35 protein-coding genes are annotated in these 23,236 nt (G+C 48.4%); 32 read left to right on the top strand and 3 right to left on the bottom strand.

Annotated features, from left to right (window positions below):
- On the top strand, positions 1-279 hold the full coding sequence (locus MKY59_RS20950; protein ID WP_339273602.1) for a phage holin family protein: 279 nt from the start codon (positions 1-3) through the stop codon (positions 277-279).
- A complete protein-coding gene (locus MKY59_RS20945) occupies positions 266-1,600 on the top strand; it encodes a GH25 family lysozyme (RefSeq protein ID WP_339273600.1) in 1,335 nt (444 codons plus the stop codon). The genes MKY59_RS20950 and MKY59_RS20945 overlap by 14 nt, the downstream gene beginning before the upstream one ends.
- 83 nt (positions 1,601-1,683) lie before the next feature.
- Here MKY59_RS20945 and MKY59_RS20940 read toward each other — a convergent pair whose 3' ends face one another.
- Entirely contained in the window at positions 1,684-2,202 is a 519-nt protein-coding gene (locus MKY59_RS20940; protein WP_339273598.1) for a zinc ribbon domain-containing protein, read from the bottom strand.
- Positions 2,203-2,365: 163 nt separating this feature from the next.
- Here MKY59_RS20940 and MKY59_RS20935 point away from each other — a divergent pair, with 163 nt between their 5' ends.
- The 7 genes from MKY59_RS20935 (at position 2,366) to MKY59_RS20905 (ending at position 5,127) form a co-directional block, all read left to right on the top strand.
- Complete coding sequence (locus tag MKY59_RS20935) at positions 2,366-2,653, top strand: helix-turn-helix domain-containing protein (protein WP_339273596.1); 288 nt, start codon at positions 2,366-2,368, stop codon at positions 2,651-2,653.
- Positions 2,654-2,665: 12 nt separating this feature from the next.
- Positions 2,666-3,004: a YolD-like family protein gene (locus MKY59_RS20930; RefSeq protein WP_339273594.1), complete on the top strand. Its 339-nt coding sequence runs from the start codon at positions 2,666-2,668 to the stop codon at positions 3,002-3,004.
- A gap of 144 nt (positions 3,005-3,148) precedes the next feature.
- Positions 3,149-3,463: a hypothetical protein gene (locus MKY59_RS20925; RefSeq protein ID WP_339273592.1), complete on the top strand. Its 315-nt coding sequence runs from the start codon at positions 3,149-3,151 to the stop codon at positions 3,461-3,463.
- Between the two features lie 16 nt (positions 3,464-3,479).
- Positions 3,480-4,067 (top strand): hypothetical protein, encoded by a 588-nt coding sequence (locus MKY59_RS20920; RefSeq protein WP_339273590.1) that lies wholly within the window; start codon positions 3,480-3,482, stop codon positions 4,065-4,067.
- Positions 4,060-4,602, top strand: a complete 543-nt coding sequence (locus MKY59_RS20915) for an accessory gene regulator B family protein (protein WP_339273588.1) — start codon at positions 4,060-4,062, stop codon at positions 4,600-4,602. The genes MKY59_RS20920 and MKY59_RS20915 overlap by 8 nt, the downstream gene beginning before the upstream one ends.
- Positions 4,595-4,723, top strand: coding sequence for a hypothetical protein (locus MKY59_RS20910; RefSeq protein ID WP_339273586.1), 129 nt, complete (start codon positions 4,595-4,597; stop codon positions 4,721-4,723). The genes MKY59_RS20915 and MKY59_RS20910 overlap by 8 nt, the downstream gene beginning before the upstream one ends.
- A 17-nt stretch (positions 4,724-4,740) precedes the next feature.
- Positions 4,741-5,127 (top strand): LytTR family transcriptional regulator DNA-binding domain-containing protein, encoded by a 387-nt coding sequence (locus MKY59_RS20905; RefSeq protein WP_339273585.1) that lies wholly within the window; start codon positions 4,741-4,743, stop codon positions 5,125-5,127.
- A 647-nt stretch (positions 5,128-5,774) separates the two neighbouring features.
- Here the strand turns inward: MKY59_RS20905 and MKY59_RS20900 are convergent.
- Complete coding sequence (locus MKY59_RS20900; RefSeq protein WP_339273583.1) at positions 5,775-6,155, bottom strand: helix-turn-helix transcriptional regulator; 381 nt, start codon at positions 6,153-6,155, stop codon at positions 5,775-5,777.
- Positions 6,156-6,339: 184 nt separating this feature from the next.
- Between MKY59_RS20900 and MKY59_RS20895 the strand changes: the two genes are divergently transcribed.
- The 23 genes from MKY59_RS20895 to MKY59_RS20785 all read left to right on the top strand — a co-directional run bounded on the left by MKY59_RS20895 (position 6,340) and on the right by MKY59_RS20785 (position 22,895).
- On the top strand, positions 6,340-6,609 hold the full coding sequence (locus tag MKY59_RS20895) for a helix-turn-helix transcriptional regulator (protein ID WP_339273581.1): 270 nt from the start codon (positions 6,340-6,342) through the stop codon (positions 6,607-6,609).
- A 77-nt stretch (positions 6,610-6,686) separates the two neighbouring features.
- A complete protein-coding gene (locus MKY59_RS20890) occupies positions 6,687-7,142 on the top strand; it encodes a hypothetical protein (protein WP_339273579.1) in 456 nt (151 codons plus the stop codon).
- 27 nt (positions 7,143-7,169) lie between these two features.
- Positions 7,170-7,424 carry a hypothetical protein gene (locus MKY59_RS20885; RefSeq protein ID WP_339273576.1) on the top strand — a complete coding sequence of 85 codons (255 nt, stop codon included), beginning with the start codon at positions 7,170-7,172 and terminating at the stop codon, positions 7,422-7,424.
- Complete coding sequence (locus tag MKY59_RS20880; RefSeq protein WP_339273574.1) at positions 7,421-7,792, top strand: type II toxin-antitoxin system PemK/MazF family toxin; 372 nt, start codon at positions 7,421-7,423, stop codon at positions 7,790-7,792. Before MKY59_RS20885 ends, MKY59_RS20880 begins: the two co-directional genes overlap by 4 nt.
- Positions 7,789-7,932 (top strand): hypothetical protein, encoded by a 144-nt coding sequence (locus MKY59_RS20875; RefSeq protein WP_339273572.1) that lies wholly within the window; start codon positions 7,789-7,791, stop codon positions 7,930-7,932. Before MKY59_RS20880 ends, MKY59_RS20875 begins: the two co-directional genes overlap by 4 nt.
- A 447-nt stretch (positions 7,933-8,379) precedes the next feature.
- Positions 8,380-9,960 (top strand): ATPase, encoded by a 1,581-nt coding sequence (locus MKY59_RS20870; protein ID WP_339273570.1) that lies wholly within the window; start codon positions 8,380-8,382, stop codon positions 9,958-9,960.
- 36 nt (positions 9,961-9,996) lie between these two features.
- Complete coding sequence (locus tag MKY59_RS20865; protein ID WP_339273568.1) at positions 9,997-10,890, top strand: RecT family recombinase; 894 nt, start codon at positions 9,997-9,999, stop codon at positions 10,888-10,890.
- An 87-nt stretch (positions 10,891-10,977) separates the two neighbouring features.
- Positions 10,978-11,256 (top strand): hypothetical protein, encoded by a 279-nt coding sequence (locus tag MKY59_RS20860; protein WP_339273566.1) that lies wholly within the window; start codon positions 10,978-10,980, stop codon positions 11,254-11,256.
- Positions 11,253-11,438, top strand: coding sequence for a hypothetical protein (locus tag MKY59_RS20855; protein ID WP_339273564.1), 186 nt, complete (start codon positions 11,253-11,255; stop codon positions 11,436-11,438). Before MKY59_RS20860 ends, MKY59_RS20855 begins: the two co-directional genes overlap by 4 nt.
- A gap of 425 nt (positions 11,439-11,863) precedes the next feature.
- Entirely contained in the window at positions 11,864-12,622 is a 759-nt protein-coding gene (locus tag MKY59_RS20850) for an MBL fold metallo-hydrolase (protein ID WP_339273562.1), read from the top strand.
- Positions 12,619-13,332 carry a hypothetical protein gene (locus MKY59_RS20845; RefSeq protein WP_339273560.1) on the top strand — a complete coding sequence of 238 codons (714 nt, stop codon included), beginning with the start codon at positions 12,619-12,621 and terminating at the stop codon, positions 13,330-13,332. The genes MKY59_RS20850 and MKY59_RS20845 overlap by 4 nt, the downstream gene beginning before the upstream one ends.
- Before the next feature lie 13 nt (positions 13,333-13,345).
- Positions 13,346-14,155 (top strand): replication protein, encoded by an 810-nt coding sequence (locus MKY59_RS20840; RefSeq protein WP_339273558.1) that lies wholly within the window; start codon positions 13,346-13,348, stop codon positions 14,153-14,155.
- A complete protein-coding gene (locus MKY59_RS20835) occupies positions 14,094-14,453 on the top strand; it encodes a replicative helicase loader/inhibitor (RefSeq protein ID WP_339273556.1) in 360 nt (119 codons plus the stop codon). The genes MKY59_RS20840 and MKY59_RS20835 overlap by 62 nt, the downstream gene beginning before the upstream one ends.
- Entirely contained in the window at positions 14,443-15,780 is a 1,338-nt protein-coding gene (locus MKY59_RS20830; protein ID WP_339273554.1) for a DnaB-like helicase C-terminal domain-containing protein, read from the top strand. The genes MKY59_RS20835 and MKY59_RS20830 overlap by 11 nt, the downstream gene beginning before the upstream one ends.
- The gene (locus tag MKY59_RS20825) at positions 15,755-16,126 is read left to right on the top strand and encodes a hypothetical protein (RefSeq protein ID WP_339273552.1); all 372 of its coding nucleotides are present in this window, start codon (positions 15,755-15,757) and stop codon (positions 16,124-16,126) included. The genes MKY59_RS20830 and MKY59_RS20825 overlap by 26 nt, the downstream gene beginning before the upstream one ends.
- 11 nt (positions 16,127-16,137) lie before the next feature.
- Complete coding sequence (locus tag MKY59_RS20820; protein WP_339273550.1) at positions 16,138-16,842, top strand: sigma-70 family RNA polymerase sigma factor; 705 nt, start codon at positions 16,138-16,140, stop codon at positions 16,840-16,842.
- Positions 16,839-17,405 carry a hypothetical protein gene (locus MKY59_RS20815; RefSeq protein ID WP_339273548.1) on the top strand — a complete coding sequence of 189 codons (567 nt, stop codon included), beginning with the start codon at positions 16,839-16,841 and terminating at the stop codon, positions 17,403-17,405. The genes MKY59_RS20820 and MKY59_RS20815 overlap by 4 nt, the downstream gene beginning before the upstream one ends.
- A 91-nt stretch (positions 17,406-17,496) precedes the next feature.
- Positions 17,497-18,039: a dUTP diphosphatase gene (locus tag MKY59_RS20810; protein WP_339273546.1), complete on the top strand. Its 543-nt coding sequence runs from the start codon at positions 17,497-17,499 to the stop codon at positions 18,037-18,039.
- A gap of 14 nt (positions 18,040-18,053) precedes the next feature.
- Positions 18,054-18,524: a hypothetical protein gene (locus MKY59_RS20805; protein WP_339273544.1), complete on the top strand. Its 471-nt coding sequence runs from the start codon at positions 18,054-18,056 to the stop codon at positions 18,522-18,524.
- Between the two features lie 27 nt (positions 18,525-18,551).
- The gene (locus MKY59_RS20800) at positions 18,552-18,869 is read left to right on the top strand and encodes a hypothetical protein (RefSeq protein WP_339273542.1); all 318 of its coding nucleotides are present in this window, start codon (positions 18,552-18,554) and stop codon (positions 18,867-18,869) included.
- Positions 18,869-19,951 (top strand): hypothetical protein, encoded by a 1,083-nt coding sequence (locus tag MKY59_RS20795; protein ID WP_339273540.1) that lies wholly within the window; start codon positions 18,869-18,871, stop codon positions 19,949-19,951. Before MKY59_RS20800 ends, MKY59_RS20795 begins: the two co-directional genes overlap by 1 nt.
- On the top strand, positions 19,929-21,707 hold the full coding sequence (locus tag MKY59_RS20790) for a DNA cytosine methyltransferase (protein ID WP_339273538.1): 1,779 nt from the start codon (positions 19,929-19,931) through the stop codon (positions 21,705-21,707). Before MKY59_RS20795 ends, MKY59_RS20790 begins: the two co-directional genes overlap by 23 nt.
- A gap of 15 nt (positions 21,708-21,722) precedes the next feature.
- On the top strand, positions 21,723-22,895 hold the full coding sequence (locus MKY59_RS20785; RefSeq protein WP_339273536.1) for a site-specific DNA-methyltransferase: 1,173 nt from the start codon (positions 21,723-21,725) through the stop codon (positions 22,893-22,895).
- Between the two features lie 47 nt (positions 22,896-22,942).
- On the opposite strand, the gene MKY59_RS20780 is transcribed toward MKY59_RS20785, so the two are convergent.
- Entirely contained in the window at positions 22,943-23,206 is a 264-nt protein-coding gene (locus MKY59_RS20780) for a hypothetical protein (RefSeq protein WP_339273534.1), read from the bottom strand.
- Positions 23,207-23,236: the final 30 nt, after the last annotated feature.

Genomic DNA, 23,236 nt, shown 5'->3' with positions numbered 1-23,236 from the left:
ATGGAATGGGATGTTATTCAAGGATTGATTGATGGCCGTCTGCTGATCGTTCTTGCAGCGTGTTGGGTGATCGGCTACGTGCTAAAGCTAACGCCAAAGGTTCCAGATTGGACTATTATTTTTGGCGTTACGGCAGCAGCAATTGTGTTTGCGATACTGATACTTGGCGTAAGCGTTGAGAGCGTGGTCCAAGGCATTCTGGTAGGGGCGGTTGCGGTGTACGGTAACCAGCTGGTTAAACAGACACGCAAGGGAGTTGATGAGGATGCAGCAGCGTAAAGAAACCAATGCCCAAGGCATCGATGTATCGCGATATCAGGGGAATGTTGATTGGGCTAAGGTAAAAGCAAGTGGCATTACGTTTGTTTTCATCAAGGCAACAGAGGGGCAGACGTACACTGATCCGAATTTAGAGACAAATGTAAAAGGTGCATTAACCGCAGGGTTGCTAGTGGGTACGTACCATTTCCTGCGGGCAACGTCTGCTGATATTGCTCGGGCTGAGGCTACACATTATGCCAAGACGTTGGATGCTGTGGGTGGGGCTTCTGCGCTGCAATTGCCACCGGTTATGGACTATGAAAACAATCCAGGCAACTTGAGCAAAGCGCAGATCAACGTTGTTGCTAAAACATTCCTGACCGAGTTGGAACGCCTGACAGGACGTAAGCCAATTATTTATACAGGGAACTCCTTTGCTGGGAACTTCGATACGGGTTTGTCCGGATATGATTTGTGGATTGCGCGGTACAGCAACTCAAAGGTTCCGGATGATCAGCCTGCATGGAAGTCGTGGACCATCTGGCAATTCAGCGATTCAGGAAAGGTGCCGGGGATCGGTGGGGCTGTGGATCTTAATGAATTCAGCGGCAGCCTATCCGAGCTTAAATCCCGATACGGGAAGGAGAAGGGAATGAGAAATCCATTCGAAGGATACCGGATCACAAGCCCGTTTGGCATGCGGACGCATCCAGTGTCAGGAGTGAAAAAATTTCATCGTGGGGTCGACCTAGTTGTTTCCACGAGTGACGGACCGATCTATGCGTTTGTGCCTGGTGAGGTCATGCATGCAAAAATGGGGGTGTCCGGTTCCGGCTTCGGCAATTATGGTATCGTCGTGGCCATCAAAGATGACAAGGGTTATTTGCACGTTTACGCCCATCTATCCTCGGTTGCCGTCAAGGTTGGCCAAAAGGTCAAACAAGGTGATCTGATCGGCAGGCAGGGGAGTACCGGTATCAGCAGTGGTGCGCACCTGCATTACGAGGTCCGAAAGGCATCAAGTCCGCAATACGGCTACACAGCTACAGAGGCGGGCGTAACAGAGCCTACGCAATATCTGATTGATTATTACAGAACGGAGGGGACACCGATGACAGAGGCGGAAAAGAAACGGATGAATGAACTGCAAGGTACTGTGGATGCCCAAGCCAAATGGATAGCGGCTCAGAAGGAAAAGGACAATATGGAATGTCCGGACTGGGCAAAGGATGCTTTCGAATTCTACAAGCCTTATATTGCTGATGGAAAAGGTAGTTACGACTTCTGGCGGTTGCTTGTTATCAATTACCGTAGGGACAATGGTATCAAGGTAAAATGACGAAACTGGCCTGCCAATTTAAAAAGCGGGCCATCTACATAACAAAAAGAGCATGGGGATTTTGCTCCACATGCTCTTGATAGCTATTTCTTAGAAACAAATTCCTTAGGAAGCCAGCCTGATCCGCCAGAGTAACTAACATTCAACGACGCAAAAGTCCTGTCAACAACGTTTACTTCTGTTCCTGACTTTACTGTAGACACTTTGCCTGTAAGAATCATTTCATTCAAACCATCGTTGTTGCTTGCATTGATGTAGTTGATCATCAAGTCGAGATCGTCTTTTGTCAGAGCCACATAGGTGTTTGTATTTATGTATCCACGATCTCCTGTCATCACATTTGTTGTTGCTTTGACACTAGTAGATCCGCTTTTCACATTATTACAGTAGGACATTCCAAGTATAAGGGCAAGTACAACTAAAACAACAGAGCCTACAGCTAGTGTGTTAGGCTTTTTTTCTTCAACAGGCGCAGGCGATGTAACAGGTATGCCGGGTGCTGGAGCAGTGACTGGTTCGTTTTCATTAAGCATACTCCCACAATGTTTACATTTGATGGCCTCATCTTGGATCTCTTCGGCACAGTATGGACATTTCTTCAATGGTCATCACCTCAAATGTCTCCAATCAAATTGGAGATAATAATGAATAGTCTAACAGAACTAGGAAAATGTTTCTATGTTATGGAGCTTTTTTGCAGTTGTTTGATTTGTCACACTTCGCATATAATACAAACAGACGTTCTCATTTTGGGAGGTATGCAAATTGAATGATTATGAACGTAAAGTGCTGAGGATCTTGTACAACTACAGCAACGTACGGCGCCGATTCCCAACGCTCCAAGAACTGGTCGTTAAAACCGGAAGGAGCAAGGCTGATATCATAGTAGCTTTGGACGGCCTTGTTGATGCAAATTACATACTGTGGCGTGACAAACCGGATACAAGCACCATCGTTATTCTTGAAGGCTGGGAACGCGAAGCAGATCAACCTAAAACTGCTCCGGTCAAACAGAAACCACCAGTAGACACCAGTTACTGGACGGAATATTAGGAGGGTTATTCAATGGGAAAGAAACTGGTTGGAAACGGTGTGTTTGAGTCGTCCCGGATGATCCTCCCTGAATACCGAGATGCATATTTGGAGCAGCAGGAAAGGAAGCTGGAGAAGAAAAAGCCAGCTCTTGATCCGCAGGAGTTGGAATTGATTCATCGAGCAATTATCGACGCTCGAAACCAGCGTTTAAAACTCCGGGTAACAAAGTTTGGTCCGTATGAGGATGAGGTATTTGTGGGGATGGTTTCAACGATTTTCGTTCATCGTAACGAATTCAAACTGCTCATTGGTGAAGATGATTGGGTGTTTATCGACATTGGGGAGATCTTATCCGCAACAATTGACTGATAAAGAAACTCGGGTCCATTTGGATTCCGGGTTCTTTTAATACAATGAAAAATTCACGAAACAACAAATTGACCATTGAAAAACATACGGCTTTACCGTATATTTATATCAGCAGTGAAACGGTAAATTATGGAGGGATGAACATTGACCTTGAATCAATACCGCGAGATGGCCAACCAGTTAGGAGGAGAGGTCGGCGAACAGATCGCAGCATTGGTAGATGAGCTGGAGGACGCAAGGCAGATCATTCGCGGGAAGAAGTATCCGCCGCTGCTCGGCAGCAAGGAAGTGGCCGACCAGATAGGCGTAGACCCCAAGAATATGCACCATGTCCGCAAAAACAAAATGTTTCCCGAGCCTGATGTTATGGTAGGCAGCCGGCCTTTTTGGTACAAACCATCCATCGATGAGTACCAAGAGCGCATGGCAGATTGGAGAAACAAAGACAAGCCGGATTAGAAAAGGGGACAGTCGGATGGAATTGGTCACGTTTCTGTTGTTTTCAACGCTTGAGGTATTAGCAGTATTCGTATTCATGATGGCAATATTCAGAGAAAACCCGATGGACTTTATCTGGCAAACGGTGGTTGTATCGATCCTGATGGGCCTGCAAAGCCACTTTCTCCGGGGGCTAGAGCTTGGTTACCTGGCTACAGTCATTAACCTGTTATGCTACGTGCTTTTCTTGGCAACGATCGTGCGGCTGCCGCTAATTTGGTCGGCAATCATATCTTGTACTGGATTTTTTCTTTACGGCATTGTACAGGCCATATTGTTTAACGTAGTTGGAGGGGAACTCCTACAGCTCGTGACAAGCATTCTGTTCCTGGTTCTATCGTATGGACTGTACCGGTTCGGATTTGGCTTTACCGCGGACTATGACTTGTTGAGATTCCGTTGGGAGAAGATCATGGTTGTGTCCGTCATCTTGGTTGCATTTGTACTGTTGGCGATCACGATGTATATCCAAGAATCTTGGGCTAACATTCTATTCTTCGGGGCATCATCAGTACTTTTTTTATACTACGCAGTGCGTAAAGAGAGGGAGGACATGAGTGATTGAGAATGCGGCGGGCCGAATAGCCCGACATATCAAGTCAGTGGTGCCAAACCATCCGGTTCACGAGGATGACATGCGGCACACGCTGATCGTCATCTTGAATACGGCTGCTGTCGTACTGTTTACGATTATCGGAGCGATGTTTACTGGCCGGGGATCAGAGGTCATTATGCTGCTCAAATGCTTTGCGTTGCTCCGGCTTGTCTCGGGCGGCCTACATCTCGAATCAAGTATTGGATGTGCCCTTGTAACTTCTGGCGCAGCGACGGCGTTAAGTATGGTAAGCATCAATTCGACATGGACCATGGTACTCACGCTGATCAGTATGGTTATCGTGCTCCATTATGCTCCGTCCGGTATCGAGCACCAGACGCGCATACCAGAACGATTTTACCCGCTACTCACTGTCATATCATTCCTGATCGTTGCATCAAACCTTTGGTTCGGATCGTCTTGGGCTGCTATTGCTTTTTTTGTACAGGCCATGACACTCGTAGCCAATGAGTGCATCACGAAGGGAGGTGACAACCATGTTTAAAGTGGCTATTTATTCCGCGATTGCATCAAGTCTGGGTGCCATTGCTGCTCTTACTGTGCTGCCTGCAAGCTTGATTTTCGTTAACAATCCGAAGCCGTCCAAACGCCTTCTGAAAAAATAAAATGGAGGATCACATATATGGAACAAGTAACACTTACGATTGATCCGCATGGAGACACAGGTCTTGTGCTGGTGCCGATCAACGACATACTATATCTTTCCTATGTGCGCAAGTATAACAAGGTCGCTTTCTACACAGAAAAAGGAACGTACTACAGCGCAGGTTCTAAAGAATATTGGACCCATGTTTTTAATACAAGCGGCGCTGTCTTCCGAGATGTTGACAGAAATAACTCCGTGAATGTCGAAAGAATTTGCCGAATCGACACATTACGATACGTTGCATATTTCGAAAGATTCCGAAGGATTGGCGAATTTAAATGCACGATGTCCGAAAGCAAATACAACAGATTTATTAAGGAGTTTCCGTTGAATGATGGGAAACTCGTACCCAGATACCAATGAAAAGAGGGGCCTCCGTCATAGCGCGGGGGCCCCTCTTTTTGCTTTTAAAAAATAGTTCAATATGAATCATATGTATCATCTTGTCGAATTTTGGAACTAGCTCATCTGACCAATTCTAATTTACAAATCTTGTGATATGGGGCAAAATGGGAAATAGGAACAAGATTTCCTGTTGATGTTTCCGAACTTTACACAGGGGTAAAGAAATACCTCCGGTGGAGCAGTGATTGCTCCGGCCTGATGCGCTATAGTGGCCACTCATAAATGTCAGTCTCTGAACATCCGAGAATAATGCAGATCCCTCTCATAGTGAGGGCAGGCATGGTTCTCTTATCGTTCTCGTAGAGCGACAAAAGGGTGGTGGAAACCTTCAATCCGCAGTCTTCAAGCAGGGCCTCAGAAAGCTCTTCCTGAGTGTAACCAGCTTTGATGCGGACATCACGCAACAGGCACTTCCCGAAGGTAAGCGCCATATTATGTATGCCTCCATATTAAGTTTTAAGTCTTCCATAGGAACAGTCGTTCGTATATAATTTAAAATACTACATACCGGGGGTAATGCCTTATGAATAGCATTGATGTCGAGCATTTCCTAAAAGCAATTGCAGAAGATACGCCAGAAAACCAAGAACTCATTAAGAAGTTTCTTAGTTCCCTTTCTTCCGATTCAGAAACAGACGAGCCATAGCTTGTAACTCTCTTTTTTCCTCTACCGTCAATTCACGTCCCGCAAATTTAAAATCCCCATTGATGAATGAATCATCGTCCAGATCCACTTTCTCGACCATATCCCTTTCAGCTTCGCTTAACTGGCTGTGGGGATTATTTGTGTGCCCTAAAACCCAGTCCATTGTAACATCATAGAAATCACAAAGGGTCTTTAAAGTCTCGTAGTCTGGTTTGTTTCTTCCGGCCTCATAACCACTCAACGTCTTATTATTTATTCCTGTGTGTTGCGATACTTGAAGTTGAGTGAGTCTCAAGTCTTTTCGTATCTTTCTCAATCTTTCCGCGTAAATTGCAGCCATTTTTGAGTTCACCTCTCCTTTATGGATATTAGCATAATGTCCAAGCTGAGAAAAATTATTCTCCGTTTCAAATACTTTTTTAAAAAAAACGTTGACTTCTCCGAATCGAAGAATTATATTGGGGATACGAAATTTCTCTGATACAGAGAATTGAGAACCCCAAAACGGAGAAAGGAGGTCAACCGTGAATCCAGCAGAGACTATCGCTAACTTGAATGATACTGAAAGCTTTGAGGTTCCTGTCCATGTTAGATTGCAAAGTTACATCAAGTCTAAGGGTTATGTATTCAGAATTGTTGCTGAACGATCTGGTATTGGTGATAAGAAGTTTTACAAGATCATTAACGGTAAGTGTAGGTTAACAGCAGATGATCTTGAGAAGATTTGCAGAAAAGGTCTTTCGGTTGATCCGGCATATTTTTTTGAGAATAAATTCTCTGATTTAGAGAATTGATACTAGAGAAAGTATACGGTAAAACCGTATGTCAGTCAATAGAAATGTTACTTATTTAGATGAAAGTAGGTGGTTATATGCATCGCACTGCAGAGATTTTGAACGATTGGCAGGTTGCAACAATTGTACAACGCGGAGATTCAAGCATCCTGACTCTATTACAAGAAGAACAACAGGATTTAGAACAAGGGTTTACATTTCCTGCAAAGTCTTTCAGCCTCTCAGACAGAAAAGCGATAATCGCTCTCCGCAACTTGCTTAACGGTTTGGAATTGGGCGAGGATGACGATCCCGGGATTGAGGAAGAGATCTCCGGAAAGGGAGCCTTTTGGAACGGAATTAGAAAACGGGCTGTCAACCGACTCAACCTTGAAGATCATCCTTTAAGGCATCAAGTCAAAATAATTCTATCGACTATAGTCAGAGCTACTTTGGGTATCAAAACCATTCTTGTTATGACAGAAGAAGAGGCTGCTTTAGCAGAAGAAATTGTCAACGAAGTTGTCAACGTAATGCTGAAATACGAAAGATAACTAATTGATCCGAAAGGGGATAGGGACATGGCAGTCATGGTCCACAATGTTCACCGGGAGTTGGCAAAAATCGTTCAAATGATCACCGACAAAAACGGAAACTTGATAGTCGGTCAGCCTGAACTGGCTTTGATTCTCCCGCTACTCAAACAAAATTATGAACTTGTTTACGAGATAGACGGACTGAAAGAAATCGCCTTTACCGGACAAATGCTCGATCAGATGGACCTTGTACAACATGTCTGCGAGCGCTTGGAAGAACTGGAGGTGCAGTGTACATGAACCAAATCAAACGCGGTGACATCTACATGGTCGATTTTGGCGAGGTTGTGGGCAGTGAGCAGAAGGGAGTTCGTCCAGCACTGGTAATTCAAAATGATGTGGGTAACACGTATTCACCAACGGTGATCGTCGCTGCTATAACAGACGGCAACAAGAGAGACTTACCAACACATGTCCAAATCGAACGGTCGAATGGGCTGCCGAAAGATTCAGTGGTCATGTTCGAACAGATCCGGACAGTGGACAAACGAAGGTTGATAAAGAAGAAATCTCACTTGTTCCCGAAGGAAATGGAACGGATGGAGCAAGCGCTCAAGATAAGCCTCGGGCTCATCTCGGTGCCACACAGAAAGGAGGTCCATGTATGAGTGAACAACGCTTGGACGAATTGTGCGAGTTTTTCGAAGGATTCGAACGCCGGATGCTCCAGCAAGGCCGCATGTTGATTGCGCTGCATGCTCGGGGCCAGCGGGATAAGTACCGCCGCCGCCTGAATGGTCACTGGTGATCAGCATGATTGAATCGAAGCCAATGCACTTATCTATCCGAATCAAGGCAAGCGATGACCCGAATGACCTCAGAGCCTTAGCGGAAGCCGGTGGACAGTATCTTGATCTGAAATATCCCAAATTTGCTTTCCCTAGCGAGGCGCACCAAATGAAATACAACCGAATCCGCCGCAGCTTGAGAGGGGGTGAAGGTAAGAAATGATCGTTATGTGTGGATGCGGCCAACGAGTAGCGACACACGCAGTTTACGAGACATCGCAGCCGCATTGCCTGCTATGCATGCTGGATGCAGTCAATACCACGATTGCAATACCGGTCAGGACACTTGATCCGTGGGAAATGGAGAAAGTCGAGGGGCCAAAACAAACAAAAAAAGCCGCCCATTAGAGAGCGGTCCATAAGAAAACTATTCGCAATCATCATATCACAGGAAGCGAGGAAAGCAAGTGGCAAACCATGTGCGCCTGATCGAAACAGAAGTTATCAATTTCGCAGGGCTACGGCATCAAAAAGTAGAGTACGGGGATATAACCCGGATTTCCGGGAAGAACGGCCAAGGCAAAACGTCCATCGGCACGACTCCGGTATGGACCCTGTACGGAACTGATCTATTCGGCAACAAATACAATCCATCGCCTACCAACTATGAATTTGACCGGGTGTTCGCTTCCACGATCCTACAAGTCGACGGAATGCCTATCAAGTTTGCTCGGGAAATCAGTGAAAAGGGCACCAACTCATTTTATATCAACGATGTTCCAGCCAAGGCGAAAGAGTTTGAGGCCGCGGTAGCTGAACTGTTCGATAAGGATGAATTCCTGTCCTTTTACAATCCCGTTTACTTCTTCGGCCGTCATTGGACCAAACAACGGGAACAGATTATGAAGTACACTACGCCGCCTGCTAAGAAAGAAGTCTTTCAGGAAATGAGCCGCACTGATCCAGAACAGAATCCGAAGGAAATCACGCTTAACCCTGCTGCCGTCAAGCTGGATGAGCTGATGAAGAAACACACGCTTGATGACTTGCAGAAGATTCACGGCGGCACCGGAGGTAAGAAATCGAAGCTGGAGAAGGAACACATCGCTGCTCAGAGCCGGACGAAGACGCTAAAGGAACAACTTGATCGCTTGCCTCAACTGGATCGGGATGCGGAAGAAATACGCTTGGATTCAGCCGAGTTGCTAGAGCAAATCAAAACCCTCTATGAACCGATCGATGCGGCTGAGGGTACCAATCAGAAACTGAGTGACTTGAAACTACAAATAGAGTCGGCTAAAGCCCGGGTAGCTGCTGCCAAGGATCGTTACATGGAAGCATACAACGAACCTATTGAGGATACATGCCCGACCTGTAATCGACTGCTTGATGATGATTCCGTTAAGGCCGTGACTGACGCTAAAGAGAACAAGAAGAAGCTCCTGCGCGCAGAGCATGAACAGTTGGTCAAGGAACGGAATGAGTTGGAGGCAAAGGCGGCTGAGATTCAACCTGTTGATCTGGTAGAGCAATGGAGGCTGCTGAGAGAAGCAGAGAGCCAGCGGGATGCATTGGAGGACTTACTGGCAGCGGAGAAGCGCCGGAGCAGCCTTGCTGCCGAGGTTGAGGATGCGAAGCAGGCCGAGGCAGACACCCTTGCAAGCCTGAAAGAATCGGTCTTCATCTTGGATGCAATCAAAGCGTATCGCGCCAAAGAAGCCGAATTGCAAGCCAGCAAGGTGCAATCGCTGTTTACCAGACTTTCGATCCGTCTTTTCAAATATGTGAAGTCCAGCGGTTCATACGAGCCGGATTTCAGCATCCAAATGGACGGCAAGGATTACCTAGCATTGTCCACTGGCGAACGCATTGAAGCGGGTCTTGAGCTGACAGAAGTGTTGTTCAAGCAATCAGAATTAATCGTTCCAACCTTTATCGACAACATCGAGAGCTACACAGGCCGGGTTGCAGTATACGACCAACTGATTACGGGCCGAGTGGTCGAAGGTCAGGAATTACGCATTGAAACAGATAACGCAATTCGTTAACAACAAAATCATTCAATCATAGGAGGCTACAAGCCCATGACAAATTCAAATAATCAACTGCAAGCGATCAATGAAGAGGTGGTTGTAGGCAACTACACGCAAAAACACTTGGATACTTTGAAGTCGACCATCGCCAAAGGTACCAGTAATGAGCAGTTCGCTTTATTCGTGCAAACGTGCGTCCGTACAGGTTTGGACCCGTTCCTCAATCAAATCTTCTGCATCGTTTACAACGGCAAGGACGGCCCGACTATGAGCATGCAAATTGCTGTCGAGGGGATTGTCGCTCTGGCAAAGAAGCACCCGCAATATAAAGGATTCATTGCTTCCGAAATCCGAGCTAATGATCATTTCAAAGCCAAGATTCACACGGGTGAGGTTGAACATGAACCGGATGTGATGAACCCAGGTGAGACGATCGGAGCCTACTGCATCGCCTATCGTGAGGACGCACCGAACATTCTGGTCATTGTTCGTAAGGATCAGGTGGAACATCTGATTAAGGGGCGCAACGGTCAGATGTGGAAGGACTACTTCGACGACATGATCGTTAAACACGCCATTAAGCGTGCATTCAAGCGCCAGTACGGGATTGAGGTTTCAGAAGACGAAGCCCCGGCGGCACCAAGTGAGCACAATCCATATACAAGACGTGATGTAACCCCGGAAGCTCCACCGGTTCAGACCATTCAACAACCTGATTCTGTTGAAGGGAACGAAGAAGCCCCGGTTGATGAAATCAAGCAGATGAAAGCTGAAATGAAACAAAAATATAAGCTGCTCGGGATAACAGATAAAGATGCTATGGCCGCACACATGGGCCAATACTGCCAGGCGAAGAACGGCGAACCAACTGTTCAGGAAATCAAAGCTTACCTCAAAGTTATGGACCTGCAAATCCAAGCGCAGCATGACAGCCTGCCCGAATAATGAGCGCCTTGGTCGAAATATATCGGCGCTGTCCGGATTGTGAAATATGCGGCCACGAAATAACGGTAGGCAGGGAGCAATACAACCGTGGACGCCGCGTATGCGACCAGTGCAAGGAAGGATTGGAGGCGAATGACCGTGCCAGACGAGAAGCCCGTGCAACTCGATCTGTTCAGCATAGGAGCCGAACCAGCGGAGCCGCCTCCGGCTCCATCCCGGCCAAAGTTGAACGGCATGTATTACGAAAAGGCTACTGACAAGTTTGTTTCATTCATGCTTGGCAAGCGGCATTATGAAGAGCCTGCCCAGGGGTGCAAGCACTCGAAGGAATGGCGGGAACGAATTAAAAGGGAGCGGAGCATATGAAGAAAAATGCACTTGAGTTTCTTGGAAGGTTCACTGATGCGGAAGAGGTAGAAATATTGAAGGTTTTAAATGACCTTCCTGCTCTATCTCCAGAAGGACCATGGCTTGGTGGTGGTGCAATCCGAAGAACGTTGATTGGCATGGATATTGATTCAGATTTTGATTTCTTCTTCAAGACGTAGATCAGTTCAATTGCTTTAAAAAGCAAATTGAGAAAGATGGCGCGAAGAAAATCAACTCAAATGAGTATGCAGAAACATTCATCAAGCGGATTCATGGTAAGGATCGATACATCCAGCTTATTAGAATGGGTTACTACACTTCTCCCGAAAGCGTCATTGATTCCTTCGATTTCACAATTACACAATGCGCGTATGACGGCACTGATTTCTATTTTGGAGAATACACGTTGTGGGATATCCCCAGAAAAAAGTTAGCTCTTCATAAGTTAACTTACGGAGTTGCCACAATGAGGAGACTTATTAAATATACAGACCAAGGATTTACGGCTTGTGCTGGAGTGATGCGGTCAATATTGGAAGCAGTTGTAGATAACCCCGGTGTAATCCAATCTGATGTGAAGTATGTGGACTGAGGTGGGCAATTCATGAAAATCGACATTATTGCATCAGGCTCCGGGGGCAACTGCATAGCACTGACCTATGCGGGGCGTACGATCCTGATCGACGCAGGCGTTGCCAAAACCAAAATCGCCAAGCGGCTGCTTGAGGTCGGCATCCGGCCAGATCAGGTAACGGACATCTTCATCACGCATGCCCACGGCGACCATATCAAGGGGTTGCCACTGGCGAATAAGTACATGATGAACGTCTGGGCCACGGCCGGGGAGTGGAACGGAATATCCGGCGTACACGACGAGTTGCGTAAGGTGGCGGAAACCAGATTCGGAAAATATGAAGCAATAGACCTGGGCGACATATGGGTGTACCCCTTCAAAACACATCATGACGCATACGAACCGGTTGGATACGCGATAGAAGCAGACGACGGCAGCCGCGCATGCGTGGTGTTTGACACTGGAAAGGTCGATGACGACATGCTTGCGCTCATGGAAGGTCAGATATACATCATCGAGAGCAATCACGACGCGGACCTTGTTCTGGCTTCCAGCTATCCCGATAGCGTACAGGCGCGCATACTGAGTGACCTTGGTCACCTGAGCAACCAGCAAACAGCAGAAGCGCTCAAGCGGCTTATTAAGGGCCAGGGTGAACGTATATATCTTACGCACTTATCCAGCAGTAATAACAATTCCTTTCTTGCCATAATGACCGTTGAAGCGGCATTGCGGAAACGTGGATTTATAGCAGGGACACATTATGAAATCGAGGTGGTCAGCAAATGAATACAGTTCAAATCAAGATCGTGGCGCCATTCAAGGCCAAGGACAAAACAAGGTTTGTTCCGGGAGAGACATATAAGGCGCGGCGGATCAGCATGAAAATATTCGATTACTCAACACCGTACCAAATCGTTGAAGGACCGCACTCGGGAAAGGAAATCCCTTTTAAATGCGCCGTCGAACTGAAACCGGAAAGAACGTACACCCAGCAGCAGTATGACGAAATTGTGGCCCAACGGGATGAAGCATTGGCACAGCGCGATGCATCTTTTGCAGACCTGGCAAAGCACGGCCAGACGATTGTCGAACTCCAAGAAGATAGAGTCGCTTTGCTTCGGACGATCGAAAGAGCAACCGCACATAACGAGATGTCGGCATTGCCGGGTGAGGTAGTGCATGCGCTGGAAGCTTTCAAACGTAACGGTGACGATTGGGACACTGTTATCCGGTGGATGACCAAGCCTTATCAATGCGATATAGCATTCAGGGAAGCGATATATGTCATCCGGAATTATGCAGATGAAAACGGTTGGAAACTCATTAACGGCATGGTCAACGGGTACGTAGTCGAGCCGCAGAAGGAAGAAACGACAGGCATTGCCCGGATCGCACTCTCCTGGTGGAAGGAACGGAATATCGAGGCCAGCGAATCCGACATGCAAAGCCTGGTAGATCGGCTGAACAGCCAAATTGCAGAACGACAGACCGTATAAGCAGGTGAGTTAAATGGCCAGTCCGCAAACTGAGAATGGTTACACAAGGCTTGCTAACGAGATCCTTGAGCAAGTTTCGCGGCGACGGTTCAACGGTATACAGCGGTCAATCATAGACACTGTTTGGCGGTATACGTATGGGTTTAAACGTAAGTCGCACCAACTGTCAGCCGGGTTCATAGCAAACGCCGTTGATGCTGATTTAAAAGGCGTAAAGATCGAAATGCAAAGGCTGATTGATTGGCAAGTGTTGCTTGTAATCAAGGAAGGACACGGGGCGCGGCCGCGAACGATATCATTCAATAAAGATTATGAGCAATGGAATGTGGGGGGTAATCCTCCCCCGAAAACAATAAAAGTTACTGGTGGAGAACTCCCCACCGTGGCGGTGGATGATCATACCCCATTAATGGGGGAGGACTCTCCACCCAAGAAAGAAAGAAAGAAAATATTAAAGAAAGAGGATATAGATATGCAAATTCCAGAGGGAAAACAGGCATATGCAGATACGGTGTTCCTAACACCTGAACAATATGAAAAACTGTGCGGTGACTTTGGCAAACAAACCGTGGATGACATGATCGAAGCTCTGGACGAATGGCAGGGTAATCAGAAACCATCCAAGCATAAGAAGGACCACAATAAAGCACTGCGCGTTTGGATCAAGCGTGACATAGCCCGCAACCCAGGCAAGAACAAGCAGCAGCGCCGACAAGAAGAGAACGATATCCTCAATCAATTCTATCAGGAGGGAGCAGCGCATGAAGCAAACGGAAACGGCCAGCTTCCTAGCGGTAATCAAGACGGCTTATCCATTCTTTGAAATCACGGTCCCGGTAACACGTCTATGGCATCAAATGCTGGAAGGCATGAACTACGAGGTAGCGAAGGAGCGCCTTGGGCATCACATCAGAACCAGCAGGTTTGCCCCTACCATTGCGGACATTACGGGCGACGACCAGCACCGTCCATCATTCTACCAACTTCAACGTGTTGAGGAAGAAGCATATACCCTTGAGCTGGAAGAGTACAACGAAACGGCCATCCCGATGCCTGAACACTTAATAGAGCGGTTCGAACGATCGGCGAGGGAACGGAAGGTGAACACGAATGAGCATTGAGGCAGAACGAGCCACGCTTGGAATGCTGCTCAAGCAATCTAGTTTGATGGATGAATGTTATCTCCGGCCAGACGATTTTGGAGCGGATAGCCGGCATAAAACCATCATGACCACCTTGCAATATGCTTATGAGCAGTTCAACGATAAACCTGATCCTTTTGACCTGGTTGTAATGGCGACGCACTGGGGTAACGACATCACGAAAATTGGTGGAATCACCTACCTGATGCAGCTGCGAGAATCGGCTGTAGGTTCCAATTTCGAAGAGTACCAGCGTGCAGTCCGCGCCGCCTCGATACAACGCAAAGCTGCTGAAACGATGGCGACAGCGCTGAACGAGGGCACCGTCGATGTATCGGCGATGAAGGAACGTATGGAACAGCTTGAGGAAGAGCAGGGCAGCGGCGAAGAAAACGGCATGAAGAAGATGTCCGACACATTGGGGGACCACCATAAGGAGGTAATAAAGCGCAGCACGCGTGCTGGTCTCACGGGTGCAAAGGCTGCTAGTAAAGATTACAACGACATGTCCGGTGGGCACCAAAAACAGGACGTAACGATCGTCGCGGCGCGGCCCAGTATCGGGAAGACGGCATACATCGTAAACGATGCAACATCAGTCGCGATGACAGGATATACAGCGGCCATATTCTCGGCAGAAATGGCTGCGGCGGATGTGTCGGAACGCTTTATATGCTCCATTGGGGGCATTGACAGCAAAAAGATTCGGAACGGCCTCATGTCGGAAAATGATTGGGCTTCGTACAGTTCAGCCAGAGACATTATCGACAGTTTACCCTTGTATATCGACGATACACCGGGCATGACAATCGAGTATATCTGGCGCGAAACGAAACGAATGAAAAAGCAGTTCCCGAACCTGGTCATCTATATTGACTACCTGCAGCTTATCGAAAGCGAGAAGAAATTCAATAGCACGGCCGATCGGGTGAACTATGTATCCAAGCAGCTCAAGAAGATTGCCCGAACCTTTGATGTGTCGGTCATCGCAATATCATCCGTTGGTCGTAAATGCGAGGACCGTCAAGATAAACGTCCAATGATGAGCGACCTGCGGGAATCCGGGAATATCGAATTTGATGCAGACGTAATTATCTTCCTTTACCGGGACGACTATTACTATCCGGACACCGTGCTTGCTGGCATTATCGAATTGATTGTCGCCAAAGGGCGGAAGATCGGAACGGGTACGATTCAAATGTTCTTCAATCGGAAAAACGGGCGGTTTACCGATCTGGACACAGACCAGAAATACGAATTGCAAAAGCAGGTGAGGGAACGTGAGCGGGCGAGTTATAAAAAATGACGAAGAGTATGAACGTGCTCGGGTTGCGCTGCTCGATATGGCTGCCCGGCTGGATGATCCGCTGAAAGACATGGACCCGGAGGAACGCAGGAAAATGCATTGGAAATACGACCGGACAGCAGAGTTGATGAAGCTATACAGCCGGGGCCGGGACGTGGAACGCGATCCGAGTTTGAAGGAACAGTATGACGCTGCGGGATGGGATTATCAGGACTTCTCAGAGCCAGTTAAGGCGGTTCAACCCAAGCCCCAGACAAATACTCAAGGCAAACCAAAACATGCCCCAGAAAGGCCGCCAGAGCCGCAGAAACAGCAAACAAAAGTATCATCCTGGCTGGATGATTAAGGAGGATAGATATGGATGCCGGATTGCATAACCCTGCATTAGGTGACGTAAATAATTTTGTTGAACAAAATGTAGGATTGGTATACAAAATCGCCAAAGGTCAGCTTCGTAAATCGAGATTTCCAGTTGAACTAAACGATCTGGTTCAAGAAGGTTGGGTGGGTTTCTTGCTCGCATATCAGAAGTATGATCCTGCAAGAGAAACAGAGTTCTCGACCGTTGCCCATACCTATATCATCAACCAAATCCGAAAGTACATCAGGGATAAGGTTCCTTTGATCAGACCTCCAAAACAGATATATGAAGTCGCCACACAAATTTTGAAAAATGATCTAATGGGCCGCGATGCAACAGAGATATCTTTGTCCATTGGATGCACCAAAAGAACTGCTGAAAGGGCATTAAGTTATCTGTCTGGAGAAAAAGACACCTACTCGTTGGACTTTATTATGAACATCTATGACGGCGAAGGCCATGCTGACAATTATGAAATTATCGGAAAAGAAGAGGATTTCTCCGATGCCTATGCACAGGAATTCTTTAAAAGTTTGAATGTAAAACAGCAAGCAGTTCTCGCTCTACGATTAAAGGGGTTGACTCAAACAGAAATCGGTCAACAAGTCGGAGTGACACAAATGAGTGTCAGTAGAATGCTGGAGCGAATTAAAGGTAGGGCCAAGAAATATATCTCAGCAGAAGAAGGTGAAGCAGTGTGAGGTTTGTCGGTATCGACCCTGCCACCAAAACAGGATTCGTCGCATTAGACATTGATGGTAATGTGCTTGAGCAGGTTGAGCTTAAAGGCAAGGGTCCAGCGGTTAAAGGTGGAATTTCCGTGGAGCAACTTGTTTCACTGGAAAATCAGCTGTTTGGACTGCTCATACCAGGCGACGAAATAATGATCGAGCAGCCAGCGATGGGAACCCAGAAAGGCGTAACAACAGGGATGATCCACGGCGGGCTGCGCACCATGATTCATCGAAAAAATCTCGGGTTCAACGAAATAAACCCCATATGGACTAAAAAATATGTTTCCGTAACAGGTTGGACCGGTGAGGTCGGGAATAAGCGAAGGTTGAAGGATACGGAAAAGAAAAAAGCGGTGGCTGATGCGGCTAAGGAAATGTTCGGTTACTCCCATAAGAGCGATAACGTGACGGACGCTTACATCATTGCAAGGTCTGCTGTCAACCTCTATCGGATGCGCGAATACATGCCTCTACTGGACACCCAGCCTTATCAAATTGAAGTGACAGAAGCAATCTTAAATAAAGCATAACACCCGGGGCCGTGGGGTCCTGCGGCGGGCAGTTGCGCCCAAAATACAGAACGTGTGTACTCATTCTAATTAATACGGAGGCTGAAACGCTATGAACATCGCTAAATTGTTCGAAATGCAGAAGATGTTGGATGCGCGGATCATTGAGGAAAAGGGGCTGCGAGGGCAAGACTTGCTCCCTAACACGATCCTGGCTTTGCAAGTGGAATTGGGCGAAATGGCAAACGAATGGCGCGGGTTCAAGCATTGGAGCAACGATCAAGAACCGAGGGTTAAGGTGCCAGCAACAGCATGGGGAGCGCCTTACAGGAACTTGCTGCTTGAGGAATACGTCGATTGCCTTCACTTCTTCCTGAGCATCGCACGGCAACTCGACTTGGGTGAAACGGACCTCACCATCATTGACGACTACTTGGAAGGCAGCACGACAAAGGCAATATCCAGATTGATTTATCACACTGGCGCAATTGGTATAGATTTCAGCCGATATTCAACCCTCACATCGTTCCGAATGGCATTCAATATTTTCTTCGCTCTCGGGCAACAGCGTTTCGGATTCACACTTGAACAGATCAAGGCAGCATACCTCGAAAAGAACAAAGTCAACCACGAGCGTCAGGCGAACGGCTATTAAGGGAGGAAAAACCCATGACATATAAGGTAGAAAACATCGTGACTTTCAACGATGGAATTGCTTTTGTTCTGGATAAGCCAGTCGAATACAAGTATTACAAACATGGGAATTTGATCATCGGGCTGGATGACACTTGTACGTTTGTTCAGTGCTATTACTACCAAAGGATGCAAGGATTCGAAGCATTTGGAGGTCACAAGTTCGATATAACGCTAGAGAACGGAGAAGTCATTCACTGTCATGGTCAGTGGTGGGATGGAGGTTATCAACAAGCTGCTGAGCTTCTTGGCGAAGAGTTGGTGCATGCCACTTTCAACGATAAAGAGTCGCTAACCAAATGCTATGTCTTTACGGGTAGCCAAGCGATAAAAGATAGCTTGGAAAATTTGCAAAGCACTTACCAAGGGGATGTTCAGGGCTACTGGGCCTATGAAGCATTCTTGAAAGGCAGAGATAAGCCGATCAGAGAGGATCGGGCGGTTTAGGGGAGCATCCCCAGGAAGGAGCGCATTATGATACTCACAAAAGAGCAGGCAGATACGATTCAGCTTATCAAGGATGAGAGAGTTAGCAGAGCTTGGGTCCTTGAGCAGCATGTAAAATCTCCGCGTGGCTGGGTTATCTATACTGCACTGAATGGCATAGATCTTCATACGTTGGGCAGCGCTCTATATGGGCTGAGTGAGGATTGGGACATTTACGAATGCGAATGTGGCCTTGGCTACGCGATCCGGCAAATACCTGGAGATGAAATCGAAGAACCAGCCTGCCCGCATTGTGGCGGAACAAATGCTGAATTGCAGCGCGAGAATCCAGAAGGATTATTGTAATGGCCGCGCCCAGGCAGCTTGCACTGTTCGATATGCAGGACTACCGGCAGCACAAGAAATACTTGGACGGCGTGTTCAAAACAAAAGCGGAGCTGATCCAGCAGTTCCGGGAAGAGGGCCGGGACCAGATATACCATGTCCTTTCTTTCGGCGGCGGGACGCAGTCCTCTCACTTGCTGGAAATGCACTTCCGGGGCGAGATCCATTATGACTACATCATTTTCTCGGACACCGGAGCCGAGCCGGATTTCATCCACGAGCAAGTCTGGTGGTGGCGACACAGGCAACGGCAGGTGGGAAACACAACACCCTTCCTGATCACACACCACAGCAGCATGGAGCGCGGATTGGAAGAGATGTTGATGCGCTACATCTTAACGGACTATCAACGGTTCCAGATGCCCGTGTACTGCAATTCGGTCAATGAGGACGGCGAGATCAAGGCAGGCGGCATGCTGCCCAGGCAATGCACGGTGGATTTCAAAATTGTTCCGGTTAAGCAAAAGGCGCGGCAGATGGTCTTACAGCGGCATGGACTCGGGCCAAAGCAGATGATTCCAAATAACGTGGCTTTCATCATCGACATCGGATTCAGCTATGACGAGATACGCCGGATCAATACGTACCAGTCACCACAATACGATTACATTCGGCTGGCTTATCCGCTGGTGGAGGCGAACGAGACGACCGAGGACAGCATCAAGTACCTGGAGGTCAACGGATTCCCGACACGCCGCAGTCGCTGTTACCTTTGCCCGTTCAACTGCGCGGCAGAACGTAATATCGGCATGGACTGGGAAGAGATCATCGAATCGGAGCCGTGGAGTTTTGTTAAGGCTTGCTGGTTTGATACCAAACTGCGCGAGGTTCAAGCGACAGGGACCAAGATCATGCGGAGTATTCCATATCTGCATTACAGCCGCAGGCCGCTGTCAGAGGTGTTTGCTCAGGAGTACCAATTACTTTCAAGTGCATATAAATACGAGTTGTCGCGCTGGATAGCAGAGTGGCAGGAGTATATTCAAGCCAAATGGGGCGCAGGAAAGGACGGAATAAAGCATGCAGGAAATCATAGTCGATAATTTCGCAGGCGGGGGCGGGGCCAGTACGGGAATAGAGTTGGCAACCGGTCGCAGCGTAGATATAGCAATAAATCACGATCCGGCAGCTATTGCCATGCATGAAGCGAATCACCCGGATACTGAGCATTATTGCGAATCGGTCTGGGAAGTGAATCCGGTCGAAGCGGTCAAAGGACGCTCGGTGGGGCTGGCTTGGTTCTCGCCTGACTGCAAGCATTTCAGCAAGGCCAAAGGCGGAAAGCCCGTAGCAAAGGAAATTCGCGGTCTGGCATGGGTTGCAGTCCGTTGGGCGGCAACGGTTCAGCCCCGAGTCATCATGCTGGAAAACGTGGAAGAATTCACGACATGGGGCCCCCTTACGGCGGATGGTTATCCAGACAAGAAGCAAAAGGGCCGGACGTTCCGAACGTTCGTGAATGCCCTGCGGCGGCAGGGATACAAGGTTGAATGGAAGGAGCTTCGGGCATGTGATTACGGCGCGCCAACGATCCGCAAGCGGCTGTTCATGGTGGCTCGGCGTGACGGCAAACCGATCGTCTGGCCCGAACCAACACACGGCGCGTCGGACAGCCCGGAGGTTAAGGCGGGCAAGCGGCTACCGTGGCGGACGGCAGCGGAGATCATTGATTGGTCGATTCCGTGCCCGTCAATCTTTGAACGGAAAAAGCCACTGGCCGAGAACACTATGCGCCGGATAGCGCGCGGCATGCAAAAGTTTGTTATCGACAACCCGGAGCCGTTCGTAATGCGCGTTAATTTCTCGGGTTCAAATCATCATTACTGCGATTCAGTCAAAGAGCCGTTGAAGACGATCACGGCCAAGAACGGATGGGGCTTGGTTACCCCATACATCGCACGTATCGGACAGACGGGCTATGCCGGGGATCGGCTGCAATACAAGGCTACTGACCCGCTGACGACGATTACGACCAAAGCTGAACACCTGCTTGTTACCCCTGTGCTTGGCGTCAACACCTCAGGGCATCCCGGCAGTCCGCCGGACGAACCGTTACGCACAGTGACTACAGGAAATCAGCACATGTTAATCAGTCCGGCATTGATTCAAATGGGTTACGGAGATCCGGAAGGCCGCAGGGTCTTGGACTTGGAGAAGCCGCTCGGGACCGTGACTGCCGGAGGAAATAAATTTGCTCTAACAGCGGCATTCCTAGCGAAGCATTATGGCGGTAACTACACAGGGGCCGGAGTGAGTTTGGATGAACCGCTCCACACCGTTACCACCGTCGATCATAACGCGCTTGTCACCAGTCACCTGGTCAAGATGCGCGGGACCAACACAGGGCAGCCGATTACCGATCCACTTCAAACGATCACAGCAGGCGGCTTGCACTTCGGAGAGGTTAGGGCGTTCCTACTCAAGTATTACGGCAGCGCAGACAACGGCCAGACTTTGGACCAACCGCTGCACACCGTAACTACCAAGGATCGGTTTGGGCTGGTCACGATAAAAGGCGTTGAATACCAGATCGTAGACATCGGCATGAGGATGTTGGAGCCTCATGAGTTATTCGCGGCTCAAGGATTCCCGAGCAATTACGTTATCGCTGAGGATGCAAACGGCCAGAAATATTCTAAGAGCGCGCAGGTTGCTCGCTGCGGGAACGCCGTACCGCCGCCGTTCGCTCAAGCTTTGGTACGTGCGAATCTGCCAGAGCTTTGCACAGGGTCGGGGAACAGCCTGACACTGGAACGTTATGCGGAGCAGGAAGCCGGTCAACTGGCATTCAGTATGTAGGGAAGGGGCAGAGAAATGATCATCACAGGAAATTGCATCGACGTTATGCCGGATCTCGAGGCCGAGTCGTTCCATACATGCGTCACCAGCCCGCCGTATTGGGGCCTACGTGACTACGGCTTGGAGCCATCATACTGGCCGGAGACGACATACACGCCAATGCCGGGGCTTCCACCGATTACGGTACCGGAATGGACCGGGTGCCTTGGACTGGAGCCTACGCCGGAAATGTTTGTGGCTCATATAGTCTTGGTATTCCGCGAGGTATGGCGCGTGCTGCGGCCTGATGGAACGGCCTGGGTCAACTTCGGAGATAGTTATGCCAGTTCGGGAATCAAGCGTGACGAAGGGCTGAATGAACGTTGGCACGGTAAACACTATTTGTCCAACAAGCAAGGAGATTCAGACCGACATCGCCCAGCGCGCCAGCAACCAGCCGATTTAAAACCAAAGGATCTTATCGGAATACCTTGGCGAGTAGCATTCGCCCTGCAGGCGGACGGCTGGTATCTTCGAATGGATAACATTTGGGCAAAGCCTAATCCGATGCCAGAGAGTGTAGGGGATCGGCCAACAAAGGCCCATGAATATATGTTCCTTCTGAGCAAGTCAGAGCGCTATTACTACGACAAAGAAGCTATCAAGGAGCCGGGAGTCCAGGACGAGTGGGCCAACGGATTCCGCGGCGGCAGCTACACGGGAAATGAAACGTTCGATAACCAAGAGGGTGGCAAGCGGAAAACGAAAGGGAATTTCAAGGTTCCAGCCGGATGGGATACGGAGCCCGGGGCGCACGGAACGATTCACCGTACAGGACGAAGCAAAGCGAATTCATTTGCTCGAGCTGTGAATGAGTCGCCACCGCCAGGACAGCCCCAACAGCACCGCCCGGATCGTGAAGACGTGGAATACAGCGGTATGCGAAACAAGCGAAGTGTTTGGCCTGTGGCCACACAAGCATTTCCGGAAGCGCACTATGCCACGTTCCCCGAAAAGCTGATTGAGCCATGCATCTTGGCAGGCGCGCCGGTGGGGGGGCATGTACTCGATCCGTTCGGTGGATCCGGAACAACGCTCAAGGTTGCCATGGAGAACAACCGGGAATGCACGATTATTGAAATGGGTCCACATAACGTTGAGATAGCAGAGCGTCGTACAGCCGTGGTACAGCCTAATATGAATATATAAGTACAGTGAAGAGTGGAATACGTTCACCCTTCACCGTCTAGCGTTAGTTAACAAGATCCATCATCACAAGTAAGCGTTGGGGGACGAACTGTGCAATCACCTGTTGTATTCGCTGTTTTACATTTTGCAGTAACAGTCTCTGTACCACCGCCTGGATAAGTACATGTGAGTGAATACGTTTTACACTCGTCTAATGGTGCTTCTGGGTTAACCATGTGAGTCAAAACATACTCACGATTTGTTTTAGAACATTTCTTCACTTCTACAACAAATTTTACATCATCAGCTAGTGTTAATTCTAATTTCTCCATTTCTTCACCTCCAAAGTTATTATGTACAAA

It is taken from the genome of Paenibacillus sp. FSL W8-0426 (genome assembly GCF_037969725.1).
Classification (GTDB): domain Bacteria; phylum Bacillota; class Bacilli; order Paenibacillales; family Paenibacillaceae; genus Paenibacillus; species Paenibacillus hubeiensis.
The sequence above is the reverse complement of the archived record's forward strand: the minus strand, read 5'-3'. Positions and strand labels throughout refer to the sequence as shown.

Coding starts and splice junctions, on each gene's coding strand:
- MKY59_RS20950 (WP_339273602.1), top strand. CDS start 1: ATGGAATGGGATGTTATTCAAGGATTGATTGATGGCCGTCTGCTGATC.
- MKY59_RS20945 (WP_339273600.1), top strand. CDS start 266: ATGCAGCAGCGTAAAGAAACCAATGCCCAAGGCATCGATGTATCGCGA.
- MKY59_RS20930 (WP_339273594.1), top strand. CDS start 2,666: ATGGGAAAGAAACTGGTTGGAAACGGTGTGTTTGAGTCGTCCCGGATG.
- MKY59_RS20920 (WP_339273590.1), top strand. CDS start 3,480: ATGGAATTGGTCACGTTTCTGTTGTTTTCAACGCTTGAGGTATTAGCA.
- MKY59_RS20910 (WP_339273586.1), top strand. CDS start 4,595: ATGTTTAAAGTGGCTATTTATTCCGCGATTGCATCAAGTCTGGGTGCC.
- MKY59_RS20905 (WP_339273585.1), top strand. CDS start 4,741: ATGGAACAAGTAACACTTACGATTGATCCGCATGGAGACACAGGTCTT.
- MKY59_RS20900 (WP_339273583.1), bottom strand. CDS start 6,155: ATGGCTGCAATTTACGCGGAAAGATTGAGAAAGATACGAAAAGACTTG.
- MKY59_RS20890 (WP_339273579.1), top strand. CDS start 6,687: ATGCATCGCACTGCAGAGATTTTGAACGATTGGCAGGTTGCAACAATT.
- MKY59_RS20885 (WP_339273576.1), top strand. CDS start 7,170: ATGGCAGTCATGGTCCACAATGTTCACCGGGAGTTGGCAAAAATCGTT.
- MKY59_RS20880 (WP_339273574.1), top strand. CDS start 7,421: ATGAACCAAATCAAACGCGGTGACATCTACATGGTCGATTTTGGCGAG.
- MKY59_RS20875 (WP_339273572.1), top strand. CDS start 7,789: ATGAGTGAACAACGCTTGGACGAATTGTGCGAGTTTTTCGAAGGATTC.
- MKY59_RS20865 (WP_339273568.1), top strand. CDS start 9,997: ATGACAAATTCAAATAATCAACTGCAAGCGATCAATGAAGAGGTGGTT.
- MKY59_RS20855 (WP_339273564.1), top strand. CDS start 11,253: ATGAAGAAAAATGCACTTGAGTTTCTTGGAAGGTTCACTGATGCGGAA.
- MKY59_RS20850 (WP_339273562.1), top strand. CDS start 11,864: ATGAAAATCGACATTATTGCATCAGGCTCCGGGGGCAACTGCATAGCA.
- MKY59_RS20845 (WP_339273560.1), top strand. CDS start 12,619: ATGAATACAGTTCAAATCAAGATCGTGGCGCCATTCAAGGCCAAGGAC.
- MKY59_RS20840 (WP_339273558.1), top strand. CDS start 13,346: ATGGCCAGTCCGCAAACTGAGAATGGTTACACAAGGCTTGCTAACGAG.
- MKY59_RS20835 (WP_339273556.1), top strand. CDS start 14,094: ATGAAGCAAACGGAAACGGCCAGCTTCCTAGCGGTAATCAAGACGGCT.
- MKY59_RS20830 (WP_339273554.1), top strand. CDS start 14,443: ATGAGCATTGAGGCAGAACGAGCCACGCTTGGAATGCTGCTCAAGCAA.
- MKY59_RS20820 (WP_339273550.1), top strand. CDS start 16,138: ATGGATGCCGGATTGCATAACCCTGCATTAGGTGACGTAAATAATTTT.
- MKY59_RS20810 (WP_339273546.1), top strand. CDS start 17,497: ATGAACATCGCTAAATTGTTCGAAATGCAGAAGATGTTGGATGCGCGG.
- MKY59_RS20805 (WP_339273544.1), top strand. CDS start 18,054: ATGACATATAAGGTAGAAAACATCGTGACTTTCAACGATGGAATTGCT.
- MKY59_RS20800 (WP_339273542.1), top strand. CDS start 18,552: ATGATACTCACAAAAGAGCAGGCAGATACGATTCAGCTTATCAAGGAT.
- MKY59_RS20795 (WP_339273540.1), top strand. CDS start 18,869: ATGGCCGCGCCCAGGCAGCTTGCACTGTTCGATATGCAGGACTACCGG.
- MKY59_RS20790 (WP_339273538.1), top strand. CDS start 19,929: ATGCAGGAAATCATAGTCGATAATTTCGCAGGCGGGGGCGGGGCCAGT.
- MKY59_RS20785 (WP_339273536.1), top strand. CDS start 21,723: ATGATCATCACAGGAAATTGCATCGACGTTATGCCGGATCTCGAGGCC.
- MKY59_RS20780 (WP_339273534.1), bottom strand. CDS start 23,206: ATGGAGAAATTAGAATTAACACTAGCTGATGATGTAAAATTTGTTGTA.